We start from the raw sequence: 23,027 nt of genomic DNA on the forward strand, positions 1-23,027 counted from the left end.
GCAGCCGTCCCGAAGCCCGCGCGGCCCCCTGGGGCCGGGCAACGCGAGGGCGGCGTCGGGAGGATCAGCGTTGGAGCGGGTGTGAGTATCCGCCCCCGCCGAGATGAGTAGGGCGGCCCATCCGGGAGCCGCCCGCCGCCCGGTTCAATCGGGAGCATGGACAACGAGCACCCCCTCGTCGGCGGCCCCGCCCTCCCCGCGCACGCCCGCGCCGCGTCTGCCTCCGGCGGTCCGGCCCGTCCGGACGCGGCCGCCCGTCGTCTGCGCACCCGCGCGCTGTGGGCCGGGCTGCTGCTGGTGCCCGCGACGATCCTTGCCGGAATCCTGGCCCTGACCTCGGAGAACGCCGGCCGCTGCGTCGGCTACGGCGAGGGCTGTGGCTCCGCCCCGGGCTGGCTCTACCTCGCCGCCCTCGCCGTGGCGGCCGCCGCCTGGATCCACGCGCTCTGCACCCCGGACGACTCCGCACCCGCCCCCTCCCGCACCGTCGCGTTCTGGACACTGATCGGCGCCGAGTGCGTGTTCCTGCTCCTGGTCGTCACCGCGCTGGGATAGCGGAGGCAACCGCTCAGGGCTCCCCTGCGTCGTACGCACGTACGGCACAGAGGCGGGAGGGGATCCAGGTGTTCGATAGGACTGGCGTGAAGGCGCGCGGCGCGCGGCTGCTCGGGCATCTGCTGGCGGTGCTGCTCACCACCGGCGCCCTCACCCTGGCCGGGCCCGGCACCGCGACCGCCGACGCGGCCTCCCTGTGCAGCGGCCGTCCCAGCAAGACCGTCAGCTTCGCCACCGGCGAGCTGCGCCTCTACCGCAGCCGCCAGTACGTCTGCGCCCTCACCGTGGCCAAGACCCCCGGGCCCCGCCGCCCGATGTCCGTCTCCCTCCAGCCGCGCGGCGGCCGCCCCGCCGTCGACAGCGGCCCCTTCACCCGCCAGGCGGGCCCCGTCACCGTGCACGCCCTCAACCGCTGCGTACGCGCCTCCGGTTCGGTCGCCGGCCGGAACGTCTCGACGGGCTGGATCCTGTGCTGATGCGGAGGTGAGGACCAACTGGGTCTGGCGACACGCACGTTGCCCCCGCTAGGTTCGCGACACCGTTGTGAATCAAGGGGAGGGTGAATGCGCAAGTCGCTGACATGGCTGGCGTCGCTCACGGTGCTCATAGGCACCATCGGGGCGAGTGGTGCGGCCACCGCCGCGGAGCCGGCCACCGGCAGCACGTCTGCCACCGCGGACAGCACCGGCAGCACCGACAGCACCAACAGCACGGACATCAAGGACCGCATCCTGGCGATCCCCGGGATGAGCCTCATCGAGGAGAAGCCGTACGCCGGTTACCGCTTCTTCATCCTCGAGTACACCCAGCCGGTCGACCACCGGCGCCCGTGGGCGGGCACGTTCAAGCAGCGGCTCTCCGTCCTCCACAAGGACACGGACCGGCCGACCGTCTTCCACACCAGCGGCTACTCGCTGAGCACCAACCCCAGCCGCCGCGAGCCCACCCGGATCATCGACGGCAACCAGGTCTCCATGGAGTACCGGTTCTTCACGCCGTCCCGGCCCCAGCCCGCCGACTGGTCCAAGCTGGACATCTGGCAGGCCGCGAGCGACCAGCACCGCATCTTCACCGCCCTGAAGACGATCTACGGGCAGAAGTGGCTCTCCACCGGCGCCTCCAAGGGCGGTATGACGGCGACGTACTACGAGCGCTTCTACCCGCGTGACATGGACGGCGTCGTCGCGTACGTCGCGCCCAACGACGTGGTCAACAAGGAGGACTCGGCGTACGACCGGTTCTTCGAGAAGGTCGGGACGAAGGAGTGCCGCGACCGCCTCAACGCGATGCAGCGCGAGGCGCTGGTCCGCCGCGAGCCGCTCCAGAAGAAGTACAAGGAGTGGGCCGAGTCCGAGGGCGCCACCTTCAACACCGTCGGCTCGCTCGACAAGGCGTACGAGGCCGTCGTCCTCGACTTCGTCTGGGGCTTCTGGCAGTACTCCAACGAGGCCGACTGCGCCTCGATCCCGGAGGCCGCCACGGCGACCGACGACACCGTGTACGAGACGATCGACGCCATCTCCGGCTGGTCCTTCTACACCGACCAGGGCCTTGCGCCGTACACCCCGTACTACTACCAGGCGGCGACCCAGCTCGGCTCGCCCAGCATCAAGCTGCCGCACCTGGACGGCCTGACCCGCTACGGCTACCAGCCCGCGCGGAACTTCGTGCCGCGCGAGATCCCGATGACGTTCCAGCCGTGGGCCATGCGGGACGTCGACGAGTGGGTCCGCAAGAACGCGAACCAGATGCTGTTCGTGTACGGCGGCAACGACCCGTGGGGAGCCGAGCCGTTCCGCCTCGGCAAGGGCGCCCGTGACAGCTACGTCTTCACGGCCCCGGGCGCCAACCACGGTGCCAACGTCGCCGGTCTCGTCGAGGCCGAGCGCACCAAGGCCACGGCCCGCATCCTCGCCTGGGCCGGGGTCGACGCCCCGACGGCGGCGGCCGCGCAGCCGCTGGCCCGCTTCGACGCCGGTCTCGACAACACGGCCGACGAGGAGCTGACCCGGGAGCACGGCGTGCGCCCGTAGCACGCACCGGCGTTCCGAGTTCGGTCCGAGTTCCGGGTTCCGAGTTCCGAGTGAGTGGGCTGCGCCCGGCGGTGTCACAGCCGCCGGGCGCAGCCCACCGGCCTTTCCCCGCCCAGCGCGACGAACAGCGCCGTCGACGGCGGGCAGCGGTCCCGGCTCGTGACCGCCGAGCCGACCCGGTACGCGGGCGGGTGTTCGCCGGAGCCGTCGCAGGCCGTCTCCCTGACCTGGCCCGCGCGGGAGGCGGACACGCAGTCCCCGACGATCGTGTGCGGGCCCCCGCCGCCGCCCGGGTCACCCGGATGCGGCGGCTCCAGATTGCGCATGCAGGCGTATCCCCGCGGGACCGTGCCGTCGCCGTCCTCGTCGACCGCCGGCCGGCTCTCCGCGACGTGGAGCACGAAGTCGGTGGTGGCCGGGCACACCCGGCCGCCGGCGGTGGAGCCCTCGTACCGTGTCGTCACCCGCGCGACGGCCTTCTCACTCGTACAAGGGACCTCGCGGAACACCTTCCCGCGGGTGGAACAGTCCCCGGGCCCCAGGAACATCGCCCCGTGGTCGAAGGGCGGGCCGCTCGTGTACGTGACGGGCCCCGGCGCTTCGCCGCCGACGGGCCCCTGGCACCCCGTCACCGCGAGGACGACGGCGACGACCACCCCCGCGTACCGGCGCATGAAAGCCCCCCGATCCCTTCGTCCAGCGTGGCCCGCCGGGGCCGGCGGACGCCAGGGAGAACGGGGGGTCTGCGTCGTTGGTTACGTCACGCGTACGACAGGCCGTGGCCGACCGGGTACAGCACCTGCGCCGGATCGTCCGCCCGCTGTACGGGGACGGGCAGACGGCCCTGCGGCCGGGCGTGGCCCGCGAGGACCCGGACCGCGGCCCGCAGTTCGACATCGGTCCAGGAGTACGCGGCGAGGGTCGCCCGCTGGCCGCTGAGTTGGGCGATGTCGTACGGGTTGCGGATCGCGATCGTCACGACGGGCACGCCGGTCGCGGCGAGCCGCGCGACGAGGGTGCGCTGCGGGCTGGTCGCCGAGACGTTGTATGTGCCCACGACGACGACGTCCTTGCCGGCCGCCGCGGCCACCGCCTCGTCGATCCTCGCCGCGGTCGGGGTGATCCCGGTGGACAACGCCGTGGCGGTGAAGCCGAGTTCGGTGAGGGCCTGGGTCAGGGTGGTGGTCGGCGGGCCGGTGGTGCCGGACGGCGAGGCCGGATCGGCGCCGACGACCAGGACGTTGCCGTGGGCGAGACGGCTGATCGGCAGGAACCCGCCCTCGTTGAGGAGCAGGGTCGTGGTCTCCTCGGCGATCCGGTCGGCGTGGGCGAGGTGGGCCGCCGTGCCGACCGTACGGTCCACTCCGGCGGCGGTGACGTACGGCCGGCGGAACAGCCCCAGCTTCGCCTTGAGGCGCAGAATCCGCAGGATCGATTCATCGAGCCGGGCCTCGGTCAGCTCGCCGTCCTGGACGGCCTTGAGGACCGCGTTCCAGGCGACGTCCAGCTTCGGCGGGTTCAGCAGCTGGTCGACACCGGCCTTGAGCGCGAGGACGGGCACGCGGTCGTCGCCGTACTTCGTCCGTACGCCCTCCATGCCGAGGGAGTCCGTCACCACCACACCGTCGTAACCGAGTTCCTCGCGCAGGATGCCGGTCAGGATCGGCCGGGAGAGGGTCGCCGGGTCCTCGCTCGGGTCGAGCGCGGGCACGACGATGTGCGCGGTCATGATCGAGTCGATGCCGGCGCGGATCGCCGACCGGAACGGCGGGGCGTCGAGCTCGGACCACTGCGCGCGGGTGTGGGTGATGGTCGGCAGGCCGTAGTGGCTGTCGACGGCGGTGTCGCCGTGCCCGGGGAAGTGCTTGGACGTCGCCGCGATCCCGGCCTGCTGGTAGCCCTTGACCTGGGCCGCGACCAGGGCGGCGACGGCCTGCGGGTCGGAGCCGTAGGAGCGGACGCCGATGACGGGGTTGGCGGGGTTGACGTTGACGTCCGCGACGGGCGCGTAGTTCTGCCGGATGCCGACGGCGGCCAGCTCGGCGCCCGCGATCTGCGCGGCCTCGCGGGCGTCGGAGTGCGATCCGCCGGCGCCGAGCGCCATGGCGCCGGGGAGCAGGGTGGCGGGCTTGCCGACCCGGCAGACGATGCCGTGCTCCTGGTCGGTGGAGATGAGCAGGGGGAGGGGCGTCGGCTGGGCGAGGCCGGCCCGCTGGATGCCGTTGGAGAGCTCGGCGATCTGGTGCGGGTCGCGGGTGTTGTGCGCCCAGGCGAAGTAGATGACGCCGCCGACGTGGTACTTCTCGACGAGTTCGGCGGCGGTCCGGACGCCGATCTCCTTGAGGTTGGAGTCGATGTCGGCCTGGTCGGGGGCGGTGGCGGAGTGGCCGTACACCCGCATGACGAAGAGCTGGCCGACCTTCTCCTCCAGTGACATCCCGGAGATGAGCCGCCGGAGGCTCTTGTCCCGGTCGTCGTCGGATTCGGCGTGGGCGATCGGGGCGGTCACACCGGTGACGGCGGCGGCCGCCGCGGCGGCGGTCACCGTGAGAAGAGTGCGTCTCGAGGGGGCGCGGTGGTGCACTGATGCTCCTTCCGGCCGTGCAAGGTTGAAGGAAACTTCCAAGGTGTCACGGATAGCCCGAAAGTAACTGCCAGGTCAAGAACCTGAACAGGAATCAGTCGCTCACGTCGCCGACACCGAGGGCCACAGCTCCTGGAGCGTGCGGACCGCCTCCCTGATCGCGGGGCGGCGGGCGGCGCCCGTACGCCACAGGGCGTGCAGCCGGCGCATCGGCATCGGGTCCAGCCGGACCGGGGTCACCTCGGGCGGCAGGGCCCCGCGCCCGAGCCGCGGCACCATCGCGATCCCGAGACCCGCCGCGACCAGGGCGACCTGCGTGTGGTTCTCCTCCGCCAGGTGGACGATCCGCGGCTCGTACCCGGTGGCCCGCAGGGTCCGCATCAGCCAGTCGTGGCACACGGTCCCCGGCGGCTGCGTGATCCACCGCTCGTCCGCCAGCTCCTCGCGCCGCACCGACGCCCGCGCCGCCAGCGGATGGCCGCGCGGTACGAGTACGTCGCACAGGTCGTCGCCGATCACGGCCTGCTCCACGCCCGGCGGGGCCGGCATCGGCGCGATGTCCCAGTCGTGGGCCACGGCGAGGTCGATCACGCCGCGCGAGACGAGGTCGATCGAGAGGTGCGGGTCGACCTCCGTGAGGCGGGCGTCGAGGGAGGGGTGGCGGACCGCCAGTTCGGCGAGGACCCGCGGCATGAGACCGCGCGCGGCGCTGGCGAAGCAGCCGATCGACAGGCGCCCGGCGGGCACCCCGCGCCGCTCTTCGAGACGTACCTCCGCCTCCTCGACGATCGACAGCAACTTCTCGGCGGTGTCGGCCAGTTGCCGGGCCTCGTCGGTGAGCCGCACCCCGCGGCCCTGGCGTTCGAGCAGGGTCGTGCGGGTCTCCCGCTCCAGCTTGGCGATCTGCTGGGAGACGGCGGACGGGGTGTAGCCGAGCGCGGCGGCCGCGGCGCCCACCGTGCCGTGGACGGCGACGGCGTGCAGGGCCCGCAGGCGTCCGAGATCGAGCATGGGAGGCTCCTGTGGGCGGTTGGATGAAGCGTTGCTTCATCCAACCATGAAGGAATCCGTGCTGGTGCTACACGGTTGTGGTGGGTGACGCTCTCTCATATGCGCCCGTCCCACATCGCCCTGGCCGTGCTCGTCGCCGCCGTATGGGGAGTCAACTTCGTCGTCATCGAGATCGGCCTCGACCACTTCCCGCCGCTGCTCTTCTCCGCCCTCCGCTTCCTCGCCGCCGCCCTCCCCGCCGTCTTCCTCGTCGGCCGCCCCAAGGTCGCCTGGAAGGCGATCGTGGGGGTGGGGCTCGTGCTGGGCGTCGCGAAGTTCGGGCTGCTCTTCACGGGGATGGACCTGGGCGCGCCTGCCGGGCTCTCCTCGTTGGTCCTGCAGGTCCAGGCGGTCTTCACGGCCCTGTTCGCCTACCTCGCGCTCGGGGAACGGCCGGGCCGCGTGAAGCTCCTGGGCATGGCGGTCGCCCTCGCGGGCATCGGGGTCGCGGCGGTCGACGAGGGTGCGTCGGGCCCCCTGGCCGGCTTCGCCCTCCTGATCGCCGCCGCGGCCTGCTGGGGTGTCTCCAACGTCCTGACCCGCAAGGCGTCCCCGCCCGACGCGCTCAACTTCATGGTGTGGGTGAGCGCCGTGCCCGTACTGCCGCTGCTCGCCCTCTCGCTCGTCCTGGAAGGGCCCGAGCGGGACCTCGAAGCGCTGCGCGGACTCGACTGGACCGGCGTCGGCGTCATCGTCTACGTCGCCTGGATCACCACCGTCTTCGGCTTCGGCGCCTGGGGCTGGCTGCTGCGCCGCCACCCGGCGTCCTCGGTGGCCCCGTTCTCGCTCCTCGTCCCGGTCTTCGGGATGTCCGCGGCGGCCCTCTTCCTCGGCGAGGGCGTCAGCGGCCCGCGCTGGTGCGCGGCGGCGCTGCTCGTCGGGGGAGTGGCCCTGGCCTCCTTCGCCCCGGCCCGCCCGCCGGGCGGGACTACTGAGGTCCGGGTGGGGCGGGTTAGGGTTCTGGATCATGGAACTGGTTCCCGTCGACCGTGACCCCGCGCCCGGGGTCGTCCTCCTCAGCGGCATCCCCGGCAGCGGGAAGTCGACCGTCGCGGCGGCCCTCGCGGCCCGGTTCGCGAGCTCCGCGCACATCGAGGTCGACGGTCTCCAGTCACTGATCGTCAGCGGCTGCCACTGGCCGACCCCGGACGGCGACCCCGAGGCCGACCGCCAGATCTTCCTGCGCGCCCGCAACGCGTGCCTGCTGGCGGACAGCTTCACCTCGGCCGGGTTCCTGCCGGTGATCGACGACGTGGTGGTCCGCCGCAGCCACCTCGACTTCTACCGCACGTCCCTCAAGGCCCGCCCCTTCCACACCGTCTTCCTGGCCCCCGGCCCGGACAAGGCATGGGAGCGCAACAACGCCCGCGACAAGCGCCTGACGACGAACTGGGCGCCGCTGGACACGGCGATGCGGGAGGAACTGTCTGCCGACGGCATCTGGATCGACAACGCGGAGCTGTCGGTGGAGGAAACGGTGGACGCGGTACTGGGCGCGACGGGGCTGGAGGTCTAGGAGCGCGGGAAGCCGTCCGTCTTGACGACGATCTCGCGCCCTTCGAGCGGCAGGACCAGGTCCTCACCGAAGGGGATCTGCTCCTGCTCTTCGTAGGTCCCGGTGCGGGTGGGGCGGCTGTGGATGGTGCAGGTGTTGTCGGAGGGGTCGATGATCACGTAGACCGGGATGCTGCACTCGGCGTACATCCGGAACTTCTTGGTGAAGTCGTTGTCCTGCGTGCTCTTCGAGGCGACCTCCAGGACGACCTCCAAGCTGTGCCACTCGAAGCGGCCGCGAACATTGCGCTCGGAGCCGGGTGCGACGATCGCCATGTCGGGCGCGTATCCGTACAGGCTCGACGGGAAGTCGATCATGACGTCCGAGAGGATGTCGCCATGACCGGCGAGCTGCTGCTCGATCTGGGGCGCAGCCCTGAGGATGACCTTCCACTGGCTCTCGCCCCGGGGCGTCATGATGATCTTTCCGTCCGTGATCTCGACGCGGTATCCGCCGGGCAGGTTGACGCCGTCCAGCGCGTCCCAGGCACTCTCAACGTCCATCACTATGGTCGTCATGCGCTCCTCCGTATCCCGTTACTTCCTGCGATAGCGGTCACTCACCCCCGCGGCCGTGCCGTCGAGTCCCGTACCAGCAGCTCCGCCGGGATCGTCGACACGCCCCCCGCGGGCGCCTCCTCCGTCCCCATCGCGAGCCGGCCGGCCCGCGCCCCCGCCTCCTGCAGCGGCAGACGTACGGTCGTCAGCGCCGGCACCGCGTCGACCGAGAACGGCAGGTCGTCGAAGCCCGCCACCGAGACGTCCCCTGGGATGCTCAGCCCCCGCTCGCGCAGCGCCGCGCACGCGCCCAGCGCGACCGTGTCGTTCGACGCCACGATCGCCGTCAACGACGGCTCCCGGCGCAGGAGTTCGAGCGTCGCGTCGTAGCCGGAGGCCCGGTCGTACGTCCCGTGGACCGTCGGCCCCTCGGGCAGCCCCGCCGCCGCCATCGCCTCCCGGTGGCCCTCCAGGCGGTGCCGGGTCGTCGTCCGGTCCGCCGGCCCCGCCACGTAACCGATCCGCCGGTGCCCGAGCTCCAGCAGGTGCTCGGTGAGCCGCCGCGCCCCCGAGCGGTTGTCGAAGGTGAGCGCCGCGACGCTCGCGTCGCCCGCCACCGGCGGCCGCCCGCACAGCACGACCCGCGTCCCGGCGTCCGACAGTTTCGCCAGCTTCGCCGCCACCGCCGCCATGTGCTCGGGGTCCTCGAGCGATCCGCCGGTCAGGATGACGGCCGCGGCCCGCTGGCGCTGGAGCAGGGTGAGGTAGGTGAGCTCGCGCTCCGGTGAGCCGCCCGTGTTGCAGACGACGGCCAGCTTCTCGCCGCCCGCCCGCCCCGACGCGCCCTCCCCGATGGCGCTCTGCGCCGCACCCGCCATGATCCCGAAGAAGGGGTCGGCGATGTCGTTGACGAGGATGCCGACCAGGTCGGAGGTGGCCGCGGCGAGCGAGCTCGCGGGCCCGTTCAGTACGTAGTCCAGCTCGTCCACCGCCCGCAGCACCCGCTCCCGGGTCGAGGCGGCGACCGGGTAGTTGCCGTTCAGGACGCGCGAGACGGTGGCGGGGGAGACCTGGGCACGCGCGGCCACATCCGCCAGCGTGACGGTCATCGCGTACCTCCGGGGAGAGTCGGGGAGAGTCTGCCGGACCCCTTGTCCGGCGCGTTGTCGGCAGGCTAGCGTCTCTCGTCGTAGAAAGCGCTTTCTTCCCGTGAATGTGGAGGACCTTCGTGACACGCAGGACAGTGCGTATCGCCATGAACGGCGTCACCGGACGCATGGGCCACCGGCAGCACCTCGTCCGCTCGATCCTCGCCCTGCGCGAGCAGGGCGGACTCGACCTCGGCAACGGCGAGACGCTCTGGCCCGAGCCCGTCCTCGTCGGTCGCCGCGAGCACGCCCTGCGCGCCCTCGCCGAGCGCCACGGTCTCACCGAGTGGTCCACCGATCTCGACGCCGTCCTCGCGGACGAGACCGTCGACATCTACTTCGACGCCCAGGTCACCTCCGCCCGCGTCGAGGCGATCCGCAAGGCCGTCGCCGCCGGCAAGCACATCTACACCGAGAAGCCGACGGCGGCCGATCTCGAAGGCGCCCTCGGCCTCGCCCGGCTCGCCCGGGACGCGGGCGTCAAGCACGGCGTCGTCCAGGACAAGATCTTCCTGCCGGGCCTGCTCAAGCTGAAGCGCCTGATCGACGGCGGCTTCTTCGGCCGGATCCTCTCCGTACGAGGGGAGTTCGGCTACTGGGTCTTCGAGGGCGACTGGCAGGACGCCCAGCGCCCCAGCTGGAACTACCGCTCCGAGGACGGCGGCGGCATCGTCGTCGACATGTTCCCGCACTGGGAGTACGTGCTCCACGAGCTCTTCGGCCGGGTCACGTCCGTCACCGCGCAGGTCGCCACGCACATCCCGCAGCGCTGGGACGAGCACGGCAAGCCCTACGAGGCGACCGCCGACGACGCCGCGTACGGCATCTTCCAGCTGGAGGGCGGCGCGGTCGCCCAGATCAACTCCTCCTGGGCGGTCCGCGTCAACCGCGGCGAACTGGTGGAGTTCCAGGTCGACGGCACCCACGGCTCCGCCGTCGCGGGCCTGCGCGACTGCCGCGTCCAGCACCGCTCGGCCACCCCCAAGCCCGTCTGGAACCCGGACATCCCGGCCACCGAGCCCTTCCGCGAGCAGTGGCAGGACGTCCCGGACAACGCCGCGTTCGACAACGGCTTCAAGGCGCAGTGGGAGCTCTTCCTGAAGCATGTGGTGCTCGACGAGCCGTACCAGTGGGACCTGCTGGCGGGCGCGCGCGGTGTGCAGCTCGCCGAGCTGGGCCTGAGGTCGTCGGCGGAGGGCCGCCGCCTGGAGGTCCCGGAGATCACGCTGTGACCCTCACCCTTCCCGACGGCCCCGGCGGCGGCGTACGGGAGTACACCCCGCGCCCCGCCCAGGTCCGCGGCGTCTTCGAGAACGCCGGCCTTACCTCCCGTACGGTCTTCTCCGCCGCCCACGTCGTCGCCGACCCGTACGCCGACACCACCCCCGATTCGCCGGCCGCCGTCGACTGGGACGCCACCCTCGCCTTCCGCCGCCACCTGTGGTCCCACGGCCTCGGCGTCGCGGAGGCCATGGACACCGCCCAGCGCGGGATGGGCCTCGACTGGGCGGGCGCGGCCGAGCTGATCCGCCGCTCGGCGGCCGAGGCCAAGTCCGTCGGCGGCCTGATCGCCTGCGGCGTCGGCACCGACCAACTCACGGGCCCCGCCGATCTCGTGACGGTCCGCGAGGCGTACGAGGAGCAGCTCGCCCTCGTCGAGGAGACGGGCTCCCAGGCCATCCTCATGGCCTCGCGCGCGCTCGCGGCCGCCGCCGAGGACCCGGAGGACTACCTGGACACGTACACGCATCTGCTGCGGCAGGCGTCCGAGCCGGTGATCCTGCACTGGCTGGGCCCGATGTTCGACCCGGCGCTGGAGGGCTACTGGGGCTCGGCCGATCTCGACCTCGCGACCGACACCTTCCTGGAGGTCATCGCGACCCACCCGGACAAGGTCGACGGCATCAAGATCTCCCTCCTCGACGCCCAGCGCGAGATCGACCTGCGCCGCCGCCTGCCGGAGGGCGTGCGCTGCTACACGGGCGACGACTTCCACTACCCCGAGCTGATCGCGGGCGACGAGCAGGGCTTCAGCCACGCGCTGCTCGGCATCTTCGACCCGCTGGCTCCGCTGGCGGCGGAGGCGGTCCGCACCCTCGACACGGGCGACACCGAGGGCTTCCGCAAGGTCCTCGACCCGACGGTGGAGCTGTCCCGCCACCTCTTCCAGGCGCCGACGCGCTTCTACAAGACGGGCGTCGTCCTCCTCGCCTGGCTGGCGGGCCACCAGGACCACTTCACGATGGTCGGCGGCCTGCAGTCGGCGCGCTCGCTCCCGCACCTCGCGCGGGCGTACGAACTGGCCGACGGGCTGGGCCTGTTCCCGGACCCGGAGCTGGCGGAGTCCCGGATGAAATCCCTGCTGACGGTCCACGGAGTCCCGCAATGAGCCCTCTCTCGCGCTTCAGCATCAACCAGATGACGGTGAAGCAGCTGCCCCTGCCCGACCTGGTGGAGCAGTGCGTACGGCTCGGCGTCCCGGGCATCGGCCTGTGGCGCGAACCGGTGCGGGAGTACGGGGTCGAGGCCGCCGCCAAGCTCGTACGGGACGCGGGTCTTGCCGTCACGACGCTGTGCCGGGGCGGCTTCTTCACCACGGACTCCTGGCTCGGCTCCAACCGCGCGGCGATCGACGAGGCGGCCACCCTCGGCACCGACACCCTGGTCCTGGTCTCCGGAGGCCTGCCTCCCGGCGGCAAGGACCTGACGGCCGCCCGCGCCCGGATCACCGACTCGATCGCCGAACTCGCCCCGTACGCGGGGGAGCGGGGCGTCCGCCTGGCGATCGAGCCGCTGCACCCGATGTACGCGGCGGACCGCTGCGCGGTCTCCACCCTGGACCAGGCGCTGGAGATCGCCGAGCACTTCCCGTCCTCGCAGGTCGGCGTGGTCGTCGACACGTACCACCTCTGGTGGGACGACCGGGCACCCGCGGCGGTGGCGCGTGCGGGGGCCACGGACCGTATCCACTCCTTCCAGCTGGCGGACTGGACCACACCCCTGCCGGCCGGAGTCCTCAACGGCCGGGGCCAGTTGGGCGACGGCTCGATCGACCTGCGGGCCTGGTGCGAGCGCGTCGCGGAGGCGGGGTACACGGGCCCGATCGAGGTGGAGCTCTTCAACGACGAACTGTGGGCGCGGGACGGCGTGGAGGTCCTGGAGGAGACCCTGCGGAGGTACCTGGCGGTGTGAGGCCGGGGGCCCACGGCCCACTGTCGCCGGCGGCCACCCCGTCTTCTTCACGACGACGACGGCGGCGGCCGCCGGCCTGGCGGGCCTGCTCGACGCGGGAGGCGGGCTGGACGACTTGCTGCGCTCCCGGGAGGACCGGTCCGGCCCCGCCTTACCCCCGCCCGCCGAACTGCCAGTCGTGAACCTCGATGCCGGCGTACCGGTCCGGGGCCAGGACGGCACGGGCGGTCTCCGGGTCCGGTGCCCGCAGCAGCGCCGCCGTGCCCAGCCAGGTGGCGCCGTCGTCGGACAGCAGGGGGCCGTACGCGATCAACTCGTCCTGGGCGGGCGGCGGGGCCAGGTCGGCGGCCTGCCCCGCGCCGAGGCCCAGCACCAGGTAGCGGTTGCCGCCGGTGCGGCCGCCGGGGAAGTCCCACATCGTGCGGCCCAGCGTGTTGCGCCACCGGCGCAGCATCACGTCGCGGTACACGCCTGCCTGGTAGCCCGGCTCGCCGAAGGCGAACGCGTGGGCGGTGGCGGGATCCGGCAGGTCGAGGATGTGCACGCTGCCCGTGGGCGTTTCGCGGTCGCCGGTGAGCGTCGGGCCGCGGGCGATCATCTCCTTCGCGTACCGGTCCATGTAGGACCAGTGCTCCTCCAGCAGTTCGTCACGCAGCGCCAGGGAGCCGGGCCGGTCGCGGTGGTAGCAGAAGAACTCCATGCCGACAGTCTGGCGGGTCTCGGTCGAGCTGCCTCATCCGGAGGACAGGGCGGAAGGTACGCGGTAGGAACGTACGACGGCGACGAAGCAGAGCACGGCGAACGCCAGCAGCAGCGGCACCGTGCGGCCCACGCTCCGGAGCAGCTCCTGATGCCCCTCCACACCGCGTGGCGGCACGCGTCCCGCCGGGTCGTAGAGCATGCCGAGCATGTCGCCCGGCGCCACCGAGGGCCCGCAGCCCCGCCACAGACGGGTCTCGACGGGCGAGCCGTCCTGGCGCCGCACCGAGCAGTAGTACGCCGGACCGCCGCGCGCGCCGCTCGGCACGGGCTCGTACGCCACGAGCGTCACCACCACGTCCTGGGTCCGCCCCACACCGCTGAGCCACACCTCCGTCGCGGCTCCCGGACCGTAGGAGGCGAGCAGGGCCCCGAGCACCGCGACCCCGGCGACCAGGAGGTGACCGGCGCGGGTGATCAGCAGGTACAGGACCACGGCGGCCACGCCGACGGTGACGGCGGCGGTCGACAGGTACGCGGAGAACCCGGAGAGAACGGCGAGGAGGCCCGCGCAGACGACGATCGCCGTGCCCACGCAGGACACGACGAGGGCCTCGGTCACCAGCCACAGCGGACGGTTGCCCTCGCGCGGGGAGGCGCCGAGAAGCCGGTCGGACAGACGGACCCTCACATGCACATGGAGACTATGCAACGGTTCACTTCATGTGAACGACCACCGCTGAGAAGCCGTTATCGAACCGAGGCCGCCCGGCCTCGCCGCCCGGCCTCGCCGCCCGGCCTCGCCGGCCGGGCCCGCCGGCCGTCGTCGCACAACCTGGCCTGTTCGGGTCCTCCCGCGGAGCGTGCGCCCTCCCCCGCACGGCGGAGGCGGCCCGTCCTGGCAGGCGACGCGCGGCCGCCGTGCCCAGGACCAGCATGTACGTCATGACGACAGCGAACGCTCCTCTCCCCTCCGCGGCATCCGCGCCCGTCTGGGCTCGCCGCGCCGCCCACGCCATCGCGCTGTGCGCGGTCCCGTCCGGCCTGTGGCGCATCGCGATGGCATCCGGTGTCTACGTGGGCTACAGCGACCAGGTGCTGCGTGACGTCTTCGACATCCCGGGCTGGGGCATCGCATACGTCGTCGGCCTGTCCGTCCTCGCCGAGTCGGCCGCCCTGTTCCCGCTGCTGCTCGTCAGCGACCGGTGGCGCCCGCTGCGGCCCCGGGCCCTCGCCGCGCTTTCCTGGACCGCCTCGGGCGTCCTGGTCCTGGTGGCGCTGTGGCAGGTCGTGGTCGCCTTCACCGTCGAGAGTCAGTCGTACATGTCGAGCGGTACGGCACAGACCGTCTGGGCCGTCGTCTTCGCCCCGCTGTTCGCCATCCCTGCCCTGATGACCGTGGTGACCTGGTCGTACGCGAAGCGGCACCGGACACGATCGCCTCGCTGACCGGATGCGAGGCAGCGCGTCCACGCCCCCTGCCGTGAGGGGTTGTCCACAGGCTCCGCGCGTTGTCCGAGGCCTTCGCTACCTTCGGGCCATGTCCAACCAGGGTCAGGCACAGGCACAGGGGCAGGGGGCGCCGCGGCAGGCGGTGGTCGAAGGGGTGCTCGAGCGGATCACGTACGCCAACGAGGAGAGCGGCTACACCGTCGCGCGCGTCGACACCGGGCGCGGTGCCGGTGATCTCCTCACGGTCGTCGGGGCGCTGCTCGGTGCCCAGCCGGGCGAGTCGCTGCGGATGGAGGGGCGTTGGGGCTCCCATCCGCAGTACGGAAAGCAGTTCACGGTCGAGAACTACACGACCGTCCTGCCGGCCACGATCCAGGGCATACGCCGCTACCTCGGCTCCGGGCTCATCAAGGGCATCGGCCCGAAGATCGCCGAGCGGATCGTCGAGCACTTCGGGACCGACACCCTCGACGTCATCGAGCAGGAGCCCAAGCGGCTCATCGAGGTCCCCGGGCTCGGGCCCAAGCGGACGAGGCTGATCGGGACCGCCTGGGAGGAGCAGAAGGCGATCAAGGAGGTGATGGTCTTCCTCCAGGGCGTCGGCGTCTCCACCTCCATCGCCGTGCGGATCTACAAGAAGTACGGCGACGCCTCCATCTCCGTCGTCAGGAACCAGCCCTACCGGCTGGCCGCCGACGTCTGGGGCATCGGCTTCCTCACCGCCGACAGGATCGCGCAGGCCGTCGGCATCCCGCACGACAGCCCCGACCGGGTCAAGGCGGGGCTGCAGTACGCCCTGTCGCAGTCCACCGACCAGGGGCACTGCTTCCTGCCCGAGGAGAAGCTGATCGCCGACGCCGTCAAGCTGCTCCAGGTCGACACGGGCCTGGTCATCGACTGTCTCGCCGCGCTGGCCGAGGATCCCGAAGGGGTCGTACGGGAGTCGGTGCCCGGGCCCGAGGGACAGCCGGTCACGGCCGTCTACCTGGTGCCGTTCCACCGCGCCGAGCTCTCCCTCGCCGGGCAGGTCGGCAGACTCCTGCGCACCCCCGAGGACCGCTTGCCGGCCTTCCAGGACGTCGCCTGGGACAAGGCCCTTGCCTGGCTCGCCGAGCGCACCGGGGCCTCCCTCGCCCCCGAGCAGGAGGAGGCCGTGCGGCTCGCGCTCACGCGCAAGGTCGCCGTGCTGACCGGCGGGCCGGGGTGCGGGAAGTCCTTCACCGTCCGCTCGATCGTCGAGCTGGCCCGGGCCAAGCGGGCCAAGGTCGTCCTCGCCGCGCCCACGGGCCGGGCCGCCAAGCGTCTCGCCGAGCTGACGGGTGCCGAGGCGTCGACCGTCCACCGGCTCCTGGAGCTCAAGCCCGGCGGGGACGCGGCCTACGACCGGGACCGGCCGCTCGACGCCGACCTGGTCGTCGTGGACGAGGCGTCCATGCTCGATCTGCTGCTCGCCAACAAGCTGGTCAAGGCGGTGGCACCCGGTGCCCACCTCCTCCTCGTGGGGGACGTGGACCAGCTGCCCTCGGTCGGCGCGGGCGAGGTGCTCGGCGATCTGCTGGCCCCGGACAGCCCGGTGCCGGCCGTCCGGCTGACCCGGATCTTCCGCCAGGCGCAGCAGTCCGGGGTGGTCACCAACGCCCACCGCATCAACGCCGGGCTGCCGCCCGTCACGACCGGCCTGCCTGACTTCTTCCTCTTCGCGCAGGACGAGACGGAGGACGCCGCCCGGGTCGCCGTCGAGGTCGCGGCGCGGCGGATCCCCGCCAGGTTCGGCCTCGATCCGCGCAGGGACGTGCAGGTCCTGGCGCCCATGCACCGGGGCCCGGCAGGCGCCGGCGTGCTCAACGGGCTCCTCCAGCAGGCCGTCACCCCCGCCCGCCCCGACCTCCCCGAGAAGAGGTTCGGCGGCCGCGTCTTCCGCGTCGGCGACAAGGTCACCCAGATCCGCAACAACTACGAGAAGGGCGCCAACGGCGTCTTCAACGGCACGGTCGGCGTCGTGACCTCGCTCGACACCGTCGAGCAGCGGCTGACCGTGCGGACCGACGAGGACGAGGAGGTGCCGTACGACTTCGACGAGCTGGACGAGCTGGCCCATGCCTACGCTGTGACCATCCACCGTTCCCAGGGCAGCGAGTACCCGGCGGTCGTGATCCCCGTCACCACCAGCGCCTGGATGATGCTCCAGCGGAATCTGCTCTACACGGCCGTCACCCGGGCGAAGAAGCTGGTCGTCCTGGTCGGTTCGCGGAAGGCGATCGGCCAGGCCGTCCGCACGGTTTCCGCGGGCAGACGCTTCACCGCGCTGGCCCACCGGCTGTCGGCAGTCGTGTGAAAGAGCACCCCCGACTTCCCCAAGCGGGGCGAAGGGGGCAAGATGAGCAGGTTGGCGGCACTGAGTGCCGCCAAATGGCCCAATGGTCGACCCCGAGTGCACTCTCCTGAGCCAAATGGGGGATGGTAGAGACAGTCAGGGCACCTCGAAGAAGAGGCACTACGTCGGTGAGGGATGACGTGAGCGACAACTCTGTAGTACTGCGGTACGCGGACGGTGAATACACCTACCCGGTGGTTGAGAGCACCGTCGGTGACAAGGGCTTCGACATCGGGAAGCTCCGAGCCCAGACCGGTCTGGTCACCCTGGACAGCGGATACGGCAACACCGCCGCCTATAAATCCGCGATCACCTACCTCGACGGTGAGCAGGGCATTCTGCGGTACCGCGGCTACCCCATCGAGCAGCTGGCGGAGCAGTCCACCTTCCTTGAGGTGGCCTCCCTGCTGATCAACGGTGAGCTTCCCAAGGCCGACGAGCTGGCGGCCTTCCAGAATGAGATCACCCAGCACACGCTGCTGCACGAGGACGTCAAGCGCTTCTTCCAGGGCTTCCCGCGCGACGCCCACCCGATGGCGATGCTGTCTTCCGTGGTCTCGGCGCTGTCCACCTTCTACCAGGACAGCCACAACCCGTTCGACGAGAAGCAGCGCCACCTCTCCACGATCCGGCTGCTCGCCAAGCTGCCGACGATCGCGGCGTACGCGTACAAGAAGTCGATCGGCCACCCCTTCGTCTACCCGCGCAACGACCTCGGGTACGTCGAGAACTTCCTGCGCATGACCTTCTCGGTCCCGGCCCAGGAGTACGAGCTGGACCCGGTCGTGGTCTCCGCGCTCGACAAGCTGCTGATCCTGCACGCGGACCACGAGCAGAACTGCTCGACGTCCACCGTGCGTCTGGTCGGTTCGAGCCAGGCGAACATGTTCGCCTCGATCTCCGCCGGCATCTCCGCCCTGTGGGGCCCCCTGCACGGTGGCGCCAACCAGTCGGTCCTGGAGATGCTCGAGGGCATCCAGGCCAACGGCGGCGATGTCGACTCCTTCATCCGCAAGGTGAAGAACAAGGAGGACGGCGTCCGCCTGATGGGCTTCGGCCACCGGGTGTACAAGTCCTTCGACCCGCGCGCGAAGATCATCAAGGCTGCCGCGCACGACGTCCTCTCGGCCCTCGGCAAGTCCGACGAGCTGCTGGACATCGCGCTCAAGCTGGAGGAGCACGCGCTCTCCGACGACTACTTCGTCTCGCGCAACCTGTACCCGAACGTGGACTTCTACACGGGTCTTATCTACCGCGCGATGGGCTTCCCGACCGAGATGTTCACCGTGCTCTTCGCGCTCGGCCGCCTTCCGGGCTGGATCGCCCAGTGGCACGAGATGATCAAGGAGCCGGGCTCCCGCATCGGCCGCCCGCGCCAGATCTACACGGGCGAGATCCTGCGCGACTTCGTCCCGGTCGAGGCCCGCTGACCCGAGGGTCACCGGCCTTCCGGGTCGCCGCCGCACCGAACGAAAAGCGCCCCGCTTCCGATCCCCCCACGGGTCGGCTAGCGGGGCGCTTCCCATATCCCCGGTGCGGATTCCCCCCACGGGATCCGGGCCGGGCGTCTGCCGGGTTCAGCAGAAGCTACGCGGGTCAGCGCGGTCTGCCGGGGTACGTACGGGAGGGCCGCTCAAAGCTCCCCGGTGCACGTGCCCCGGCGCAACGCTTGCCTGGGACGTCCCCCAAGACATCCCATGAACGTCCCCCAAGACGTTCTCGGCATCGCCCACTTAGACTCGCCAACAGCCCGAATGGTTACCCCCAAATATCTGTGATCTAGATCTCTTTGTGAAGGTCCTGTGCGTCACGTGTAGGTGAATTCACGTGAACCGACGAAGTCGCAGGCTGTTTGTCACGACAAATACGGACGAAAATGCCATGGCCAGTCCGGCGATCATGGGGTTGAGGAGGCCGGCCGCCGCCAGCGGCAGAGCGGCGCAGTTGTAACCGAAGGCCCAACCCAGGTTCCCCTTGATCGTCGCGAGCGTCCGGCGGGAGAGGCGGATGGCGTCCGCCGCGACCCGGAGGTCCCCGCGGACCAGCGTCAGATCGCTCGCCTCGATCGCGGCATCCGTGCCGGTGCCCATCGCGAGCCCCAGGTCGGCGGTGGCGAGCGCGGCGGCGTCGTTCACGCCGTCGCCGACCATCGCCACCGTCCGGCCCTCCGCCTGGAGGCGCCTGACCACGTCGACCTTCTCCTGCGGCAGCACCTCGGCGAAGACCTTGTCCGCGTCGATGCCCACCTCGGCCGCCACCGTCTCCGCCACCGCGCTGCCGTCCCCGGTCAGCAGGACCGGCGTCAGACCGAGGGCGCGCAGCCGGGCGACCGCCTCCGCGCTGGTCTCCTTCACCGCGTCGGCGACCGTGAGCGCCCCGCGGGCCCGCCCGTCCCAGGCGACCTGCACGGCCCCGGGCTCCGGCACCCCGGGCACCTCGATCCCCTCGGCCTCCAGGAGGGCCGCGCGGCCCACCAGGACCCGGTGGCCGTCCACCGAGCCGCGCACGCCGAGGCCGGGCACGTTCTCGAAGGACGTCGGTACGGGGAGTTCGCCCGCCCTCTCGGTGGCGCCCGCCGCGACCGCCCGGGCGACCGGGTGCTCGGAGGCGTGTTCCAGGGCGCCCGCGAGGCGCAGCAGCTCGGTCTCGTCCTCGCCCTCGTACGCGTACACCTTCTGCAGCCGCATCCGGCCGGTGGTGACGGTGCCGGTCTTGTCGAGCACGACGGTGTCGACGCGGCGGGTGGACTCCAGGACCTCCGGGCCCTTGATCAGGATGCCGAGCTGCGCGCCGCGGCCGGTGCCGACCATGAGCGCGGTCGGGGTGGCCAGGCCCAGGGCGCAGGGGCAGGCGATGATCAGGACGGCGACGGCGGCGGTGAACGCGGCCGTCGTGTCGCCGGTCACGAGCAGCCAGCCGGCGAGAGTGCCGAGCGCGATGAGCAGCACCACGGGCACGAAGACGGCCGAGATCCGGTCGGCGAGGCGCTGCACCTGGGCCTTGCCGTTCTGCGCGTCCTCGACCAGCTTCGCCATCCGGGCCAGCTGGGTGTCCGCGCCGACCCGGGTCGCCTCGACGACCAGCCGGCCGGACGTGTTGACGCAGCCGCCGCTGACCGGATCGCCGGTCGTCACGTCGACCGGGACGGACTCGCCGGTGAGGAGGGAGGCGTCGACGGCGGAGGCGCCCTCGACGACCGTGCCGTCGGTGGCGATCTTCTCCCCGGGGCGTACGACGAAGAGGTCGCCGGCCCGCAGGGCGGCCACCGCGATCCGTACCTCCGTTCCTCCCCGGAGAACGGCCACGTCCTTGGCGCCCAGCTCCATCAGCGCGTGCAGCGCCGCGCCGGCCTTCCGCTTGGCGCGGGCCTCCAGATAGCGGCCGAGGAGGATGAAGGTGATGACGCCGGCCGCGACCTCCAGATAGATGGCGGAGGCGCCCGCGCCGCGGGAGACGGTGAGATCGAAGCCGTGGCGCATGCCGGGCATGGCGGCATCCCCGAGGAACAGGGCCCACAGAGACCAGCCGAAGGCGGCGAGCGTGCCGACCGAGACGAGCGTGTCCATGGTGGCGGCGCCGTGCCGCAGGTTCGTCCAGGCGGCGCGGTGGAACGGAAGTCCGCCCCAGACGACGACCGGGGCGGCGAGGGTCAGGGAGAGCCACTGCCAGTCGTCGAACTGGAGGGACGGGACCATCGCGAGCAGGACGACGGGCGCGGCGAGGAGCGCGGAGACGGCCAGGCGCTGACGGAGGGCGGCGAGCTCGGGGTCGCCCGCGAGGACTTCCTCCGCTGCGGGCTCCGGCTCCGGCGGCGGGGGTTCCTCGGCCGTGTAGCCGGTCTTGACGACCGTCGCGATCAGATCGGCGACCTCGACGCCCGGCGGGTGCTCGACCCGCGCCTTCGCGGTGGCGTAGTTGACGGTCGCTGTCACGCCGTCCATGCGGTTGAGCTTCTTCTCGACGCGGGCCGCGCAGGAGGCGCAGGTCATCCCGCCGATCGTCAGCTCGGTCACCGTGAGGGTGGGGGTGCTCGTCATGTGCCGTTCCAAAAGGGAGCAGGGCCGTACCGTCGTAACGGTACGACCCTGCGGGGGTATGCCGTGGGGCGGGCGGTGCGGAGCTCAGGCGGCCAGGCCGACGAGCTCGTAGCCGGCCTCGTCGACGGCGGCGCGGACGGCCTCCTCGTCGAGCGGGGCCTCGGAGACGACGGTGACGTGGCCGGTGGCCGCCACGGCCGTGACCGAGGAGACCCCGGCGATCTCGGAGATCTCGCTGGAGACCGCGCCCTCGCAGTGGCCGCAGGTCATTCCCTTGACCTGGTACACGGTCGTGAGTTCGGTCTTCGTCTCGGCGGTCATGACGGTCTCCTCTTTCGAGAGGTGGAGCTGGTTCAGAGTCGTACTGAAGCACAGGTTATACCCCTAGGGGGTATGAATTCCACTCCTTCGCGTCCGGGTCGGAGATCAGTCCCGGCGGCTCCGGTTGCCCGGGCGGTTGGCCACCCAGGCGCGGATCGTGTCCGAGTACCAGAAGGGCTTCCCCGACTCGACGTGGTCGGGCGGCGGCAGGAGTCCGTGCTTCCGGTAGGAGCGGACGGTGTCCGGCTGCACCCTGATGTGAGCGGCAATGTCCTTGTACGACCAGAGCCTTCTGTCCGTCATGCGTGGCACCTCCCTGCCCGCCTCACAGCGGCGGCGGGGGTGCCGTTCGGGGGAGCTGCGGAGCGGGCGCTGGCGATCACTGAGCCTGTGCCCGATGCAACGACACCTCCCGACGGGAGGAGAGCGGCTGTCGATCGGCTGTGACGGAAAGCCCGCGTAATGGAGATATGTGTGACGACAGGGGGACGGATGTGACCTAAGTGGCGCATCGTCACATCGGCGCGCCTCGGTGGGGTCTCCCGCGCCTCTATGCTCCGCAGGAGCGCAGGAAGCGGCGGGTGCGTACCGCGATCGGATACGGCGTGTCCGGCTCGCACGGGTACATGTCCTGCTCGACGATGGCGAAGAGCTCCACCCCCAGGCCCTGCGCCGCCGCCAGGACCGGCTCCAGGGCCGGCACCCCGGCGGGCGGTTCGCACATCACGCCCCGTGCCACGGCCGGCCCGAACGGCACCTCGTCGGCGACGACACCGGCCAGGATCTCGGGGTCGACCTGCTTGAGATGGAGATAGTCGATCCGCTCGCCGTAGGTCTCGATCAGCTTGACGCTGTCGCCCCCGCAGTAGGCGTAGTGCCCGGTGTCCAGGCAGAGCGAGACCAGGTCGGGATCCGTGGCGTCCAGGAACCGGGCCACGTTCTCCTCGGTGTCGACATGGGTGTCCGCGTGCGGATGGACGACGATCCGCAGACCGTAGCGCTCCCGGACCTCGTGACCCAGGCGTTCGGTCAGGGTGGTCAGCTGCCGCCACTGCCCGGCCGTGAGCGTGCGGTCCTCCAGGACCACCCCCGTCTTGTCGTCCCGCCAGAAGGAGGGGATGACCACCAGGTGCTCCGCGCCCATCGCCTGGGCCAGAGCGGCGTTGTCGGCGACATGCGCCCAGGTCCTGTCCCAGACGGCGGGGCCGTGGTGCAGGCCGGTGAAGACCGTTCCGGCCGAGACCCGCAGGCCCCGGCGCCCGGTCTCCTCGGCCAGGATCGCGGGATCGGTGGGCAGGTAGCCGTACGGGCCGAGCTCGATCCACTCGTATCCGGCCCCGGCGACCTCGTCGAGGAAGCGCTGCCAGGGGACCTGCCGGGGATCGTCGGCGAACCAGACGCCCCAGGAGTCGGGGGCGGAGCCGATACGGATACGGGACAGAGGCGACGGCTTCGTCATGAAGGCCACCTTGGCCGCGCCCGGAAGGGCCCGTCAAGACGCTCGTCCGAATGTAAGGACATAGCGTTGAC

Annotated in this window: 22 protein-coding genes; 11 read left to right on the forward strand and 11 right to left on the reverse strand. The window is 71.5% G+C overall.

Annotation, left to right across the window (positions count from 1 at the left end; all coding sequences use genetic code 11):
• Positions 1 to 156 precede the first annotated feature (156 nt).
• The 3 genes from FDM97_RS05965 to FDM97_RS05975 all read left to right on the forward strand — a co-directional run bounded on the left by FDM97_RS05965 (position 157) and on the right by FDM97_RS05975 (position 2,588).
• Positions 157 to 555: a hypothetical protein gene (locus tag FDM97_RS05965; RefSeq protein ID WP_137989209.1), complete on the forward strand. Its 399-nt coding sequence runs from the start codon at positions 157 to 159 to the stop codon at positions 553 to 555.
• 68 nt (positions 556 to 623) lie between these two features.
• Positions 624 to 1,031 carry a hypothetical protein gene (locus tag FDM97_RS05970; RefSeq protein ID WP_432816195.1) on the forward strand — a complete coding sequence of 136 codons (408 nt, stop codon included), beginning with the start codon at positions 624 to 626 and terminating at the stop codon, positions 1,029 to 1,031.
• An 87-nt stretch (positions 1,032 to 1,118) separates the two neighbouring features.
• Positions 1,119 to 2,588, forward strand: a complete 1,470-nt coding sequence (locus FDM97_RS05975) for an alpha/beta hydrolase family protein (RefSeq protein ID WP_137989210.1) — start codon at positions 1,119 to 1,121, stop codon at positions 2,586 to 2,588.
• A gap of 74 nt (positions 2,589 to 2,662) precedes the next feature.
• Here FDM97_RS05975 and FDM97_RS05980 read toward each other — a convergent pair whose 3' ends face one another.
• From FDM97_RS05980 to FDM97_RS05990, 3 genes are all read right to left on the reverse strand, one after another.
• The gene (locus tag FDM97_RS05980; RefSeq protein WP_137989211.1) at positions 2,663 to 3,262 is read right to left on the reverse strand and encodes a hypothetical protein; all 600 of its coding nucleotides are present in this window, start codon (positions 3,260 to 3,262) and stop codon (positions 2,663 to 2,665) included.
• A gap of 86 nt (positions 3,263 to 3,348) precedes the next feature.
• A complete protein-coding gene (locus FDM97_RS05985) occupies positions 3,349 to 5,172 on the reverse strand; it encodes a glycoside hydrolase family 3 protein (RefSeq protein WP_137989212.1) in 1,824 nt (607 codons plus the stop codon).
• Between the two features lie 102 nt (positions 5,173 to 5,274).
• Positions 5,275 to 6,183 carry a LysR family transcriptional regulator gene (locus FDM97_RS05990; protein ID WP_137989213.1) on the reverse strand — a complete coding sequence of 303 codons (909 nt, stop codon included), beginning with the start codon at positions 6,181 to 6,183 and terminating at the stop codon, positions 5,275 to 5,277.
• Positions 6,184 to 6,282: 99 nt separating this feature from the next.
• Between FDM97_RS05990 and FDM97_RS05995 the strand changes: the two genes are divergently transcribed.
• Positions 6,283 to 7,215, forward strand: a complete 933-nt coding sequence (locus FDM97_RS05995; RefSeq protein ID WP_137989214.1) for an EamA family transporter — start codon at positions 6,283 to 6,285, stop codon at positions 7,213 to 7,215.
• Positions 7,190 to 7,738 carry an AAA family ATPase gene (locus FDM97_RS06000; RefSeq protein WP_137989215.1) on the forward strand — a complete coding sequence of 183 codons (549 nt, stop codon included), beginning with the start codon at positions 7,190 to 7,192 and terminating at the stop codon, positions 7,736 to 7,738. The genes FDM97_RS05995 and FDM97_RS06000 overlap by 26 nt, the downstream gene beginning before the upstream one ends.
• On the opposite strand, the gene FDM97_RS06005 is transcribed toward FDM97_RS06000, so the two are convergent.
• Both FDM97_RS06005 and FDM97_RS06010 read right to left on the reverse strand, forming a co-directional pair.
• Complete coding sequence (locus tag FDM97_RS06005) at positions 7,735 to 8,295, reverse strand: Uma2 family endonuclease (protein WP_137989216.1); 561 nt, start codon at positions 8,293 to 8,295, stop codon at positions 7,735 to 7,737. The genes FDM97_RS06000 and FDM97_RS06005 overlap by 4 nt on opposite strands.
• A gap of 41 nt (positions 8,296 to 8,336) precedes the next feature.
• Positions 8,337 to 9,383 carry a LacI family DNA-binding transcriptional regulator gene (locus FDM97_RS06010; RefSeq protein WP_137989217.1) on the reverse strand — a complete coding sequence of 349 codons (1,047 nt, stop codon included), beginning with the start codon at positions 9,381 to 9,383 and terminating at the stop codon, positions 8,337 to 8,339.
• 119 nt (positions 9,384 to 9,502) lie between these two features.
• Between FDM97_RS06010 and FDM97_RS06015 the strand changes: the two genes are divergently transcribed.
• Genes FDM97_RS06015 through FDM97_RS06025 form a run of 3 tightly spaced genes read left to right on the forward strand, consistent with a single transcriptional unit; the run spans position 9,503 to position 12,614 of the window.
• On the forward strand, positions 9,503 to 10,654 hold the full coding sequence (locus FDM97_RS06015) for a Gfo/Idh/MocA family protein (protein ID WP_137989218.1): 1,152 nt from the start codon (positions 9,503 to 9,505) through the stop codon (positions 10,652 to 10,654).
• The gene (locus FDM97_RS06020; RefSeq protein ID WP_137989219.1) at positions 10,651 to 11,811 is read left to right on the forward strand and encodes a dihydrodipicolinate synthase family protein; all 1,161 of its coding nucleotides are present in this window, start codon (positions 10,651 to 10,653) and stop codon (positions 11,809 to 11,811) included. Before FDM97_RS06015 ends, FDM97_RS06020 begins: the two co-directional genes overlap by 4 nt.
• Positions 11,808 to 12,614, forward strand: coding sequence for a sugar phosphate isomerase/epimerase family protein (locus tag FDM97_RS06025; protein ID WP_137989220.1), 807 nt, complete (start codon positions 11,808 to 11,810; stop codon positions 12,612 to 12,614). The genes FDM97_RS06020 and FDM97_RS06025 overlap by 4 nt, the downstream gene beginning before the upstream one ends.
• A 151-nt stretch (positions 12,615 to 12,765) precedes the next feature.
• On the opposite strand, the gene FDM97_RS06030 is transcribed toward FDM97_RS06025, so the two are convergent.
• The gene (locus tag FDM97_RS06030; protein WP_137989221.1) at positions 12,766 to 13,314 is read right to left on the reverse strand and encodes a YciI family protein; all 549 of its coding nucleotides are present in this window, start codon (positions 13,312 to 13,314) and stop codon (positions 12,766 to 12,768) included.
• A gap of 33 nt (positions 13,315 to 13,347) precedes the next feature.
• Positions 13,348 to 14,010, reverse strand: coding sequence for a hypothetical protein (locus FDM97_RS06035; protein WP_137989222.1), 663 nt, complete (start codon positions 14,008 to 14,010; stop codon positions 13,348 to 13,350).
• Positions 14,011 to 14,249: 239 nt separating this feature from the next.
• Here FDM97_RS06035 and FDM97_RS06040 point away from each other — a divergent pair, with 239 nt between their 5' ends.
• The 3 genes from FDM97_RS06040 (at position 14,250) to FDM97_RS06050 (ending at position 18,569) form a co-directional block, all read left to right on the forward strand.
• A complete protein-coding gene (locus FDM97_RS06040; protein ID WP_137989223.1) occupies positions 14,250 to 14,762 on the forward strand; it encodes a hypothetical protein in 513 nt (170 codons plus the stop codon).
• Positions 14,763 to 14,853: 91 nt separating this feature from the next.
• A complete protein-coding gene (gene recD2 / locus FDM97_RS06045; RefSeq protein ID WP_137989224.1) occupies positions 14,854 to 17,100 on the forward strand; it encodes an SF1B family DNA helicase RecD2 in 2,247 nt (748 codons plus the stop codon).
• Positions 17,101 to 17,279: 179 nt separating this feature from the next.
• The gene (locus FDM97_RS06050; RefSeq protein ID WP_137989225.1) at positions 17,280 to 18,569 is read left to right on the forward strand and encodes a citrate synthase; all 1,290 of its coding nucleotides are present in this window, start codon (positions 17,280 to 17,282) and stop codon (positions 18,567 to 18,569) included.
• Positions 18,570 to 18,962: 393 nt separating this feature from the next.
• Here the strand turns inward: FDM97_RS06050 and FDM97_RS06055 are convergent, their stop codons facing one another.
• From FDM97_RS06055 to FDM97_RS06070, 4 genes are all read right to left on the reverse strand, one after another.
• Entirely contained in the window at positions 18,963 to 21,176 is a 2,214-nt protein-coding gene (locus tag FDM97_RS06055) for a heavy metal translocating P-type ATPase (protein WP_137989226.1), read from the reverse strand.
• An 84-nt stretch (positions 21,177 to 21,260) separates the two neighbouring features.
• Positions 21,261 to 21,497, reverse strand: a complete 237-nt coding sequence (locus tag FDM97_RS06060; RefSeq protein WP_137989227.1) for a heavy-metal-associated domain-containing protein — start codon at positions 21,495 to 21,497, stop codon at positions 21,261 to 21,263.
• Between the two features lie 105 nt (positions 21,498 to 21,602).
• A complete protein-coding gene (locus FDM97_RS06065) occupies positions 21,603 to 21,800 on the reverse strand; it encodes a helix-turn-helix transcriptional regulator (protein WP_137989228.1) in 198 nt (65 codons plus the stop codon).
• A gap of 247 nt (positions 21,801 to 22,047) precedes the next feature.
• Complete coding sequence (locus tag FDM97_RS06070) at positions 22,048 to 22,956, reverse strand: sugar phosphate isomerase/epimerase family protein (protein ID WP_137989229.1); 909 nt, start codon at positions 22,954 to 22,956, stop codon at positions 22,048 to 22,050.
• Positions 22,957 to 23,027 lie beyond the last annotated feature (71 nt).

Source organism: Streptomyces vilmorinianum, from assembly GCF_005517195.1.
Classification (GTDB): Bacteria; Actinomycetota; Actinomycetes; order Streptomycetales; family Streptomycetaceae; genus Streptomyces; species Streptomyces vilmorinianum.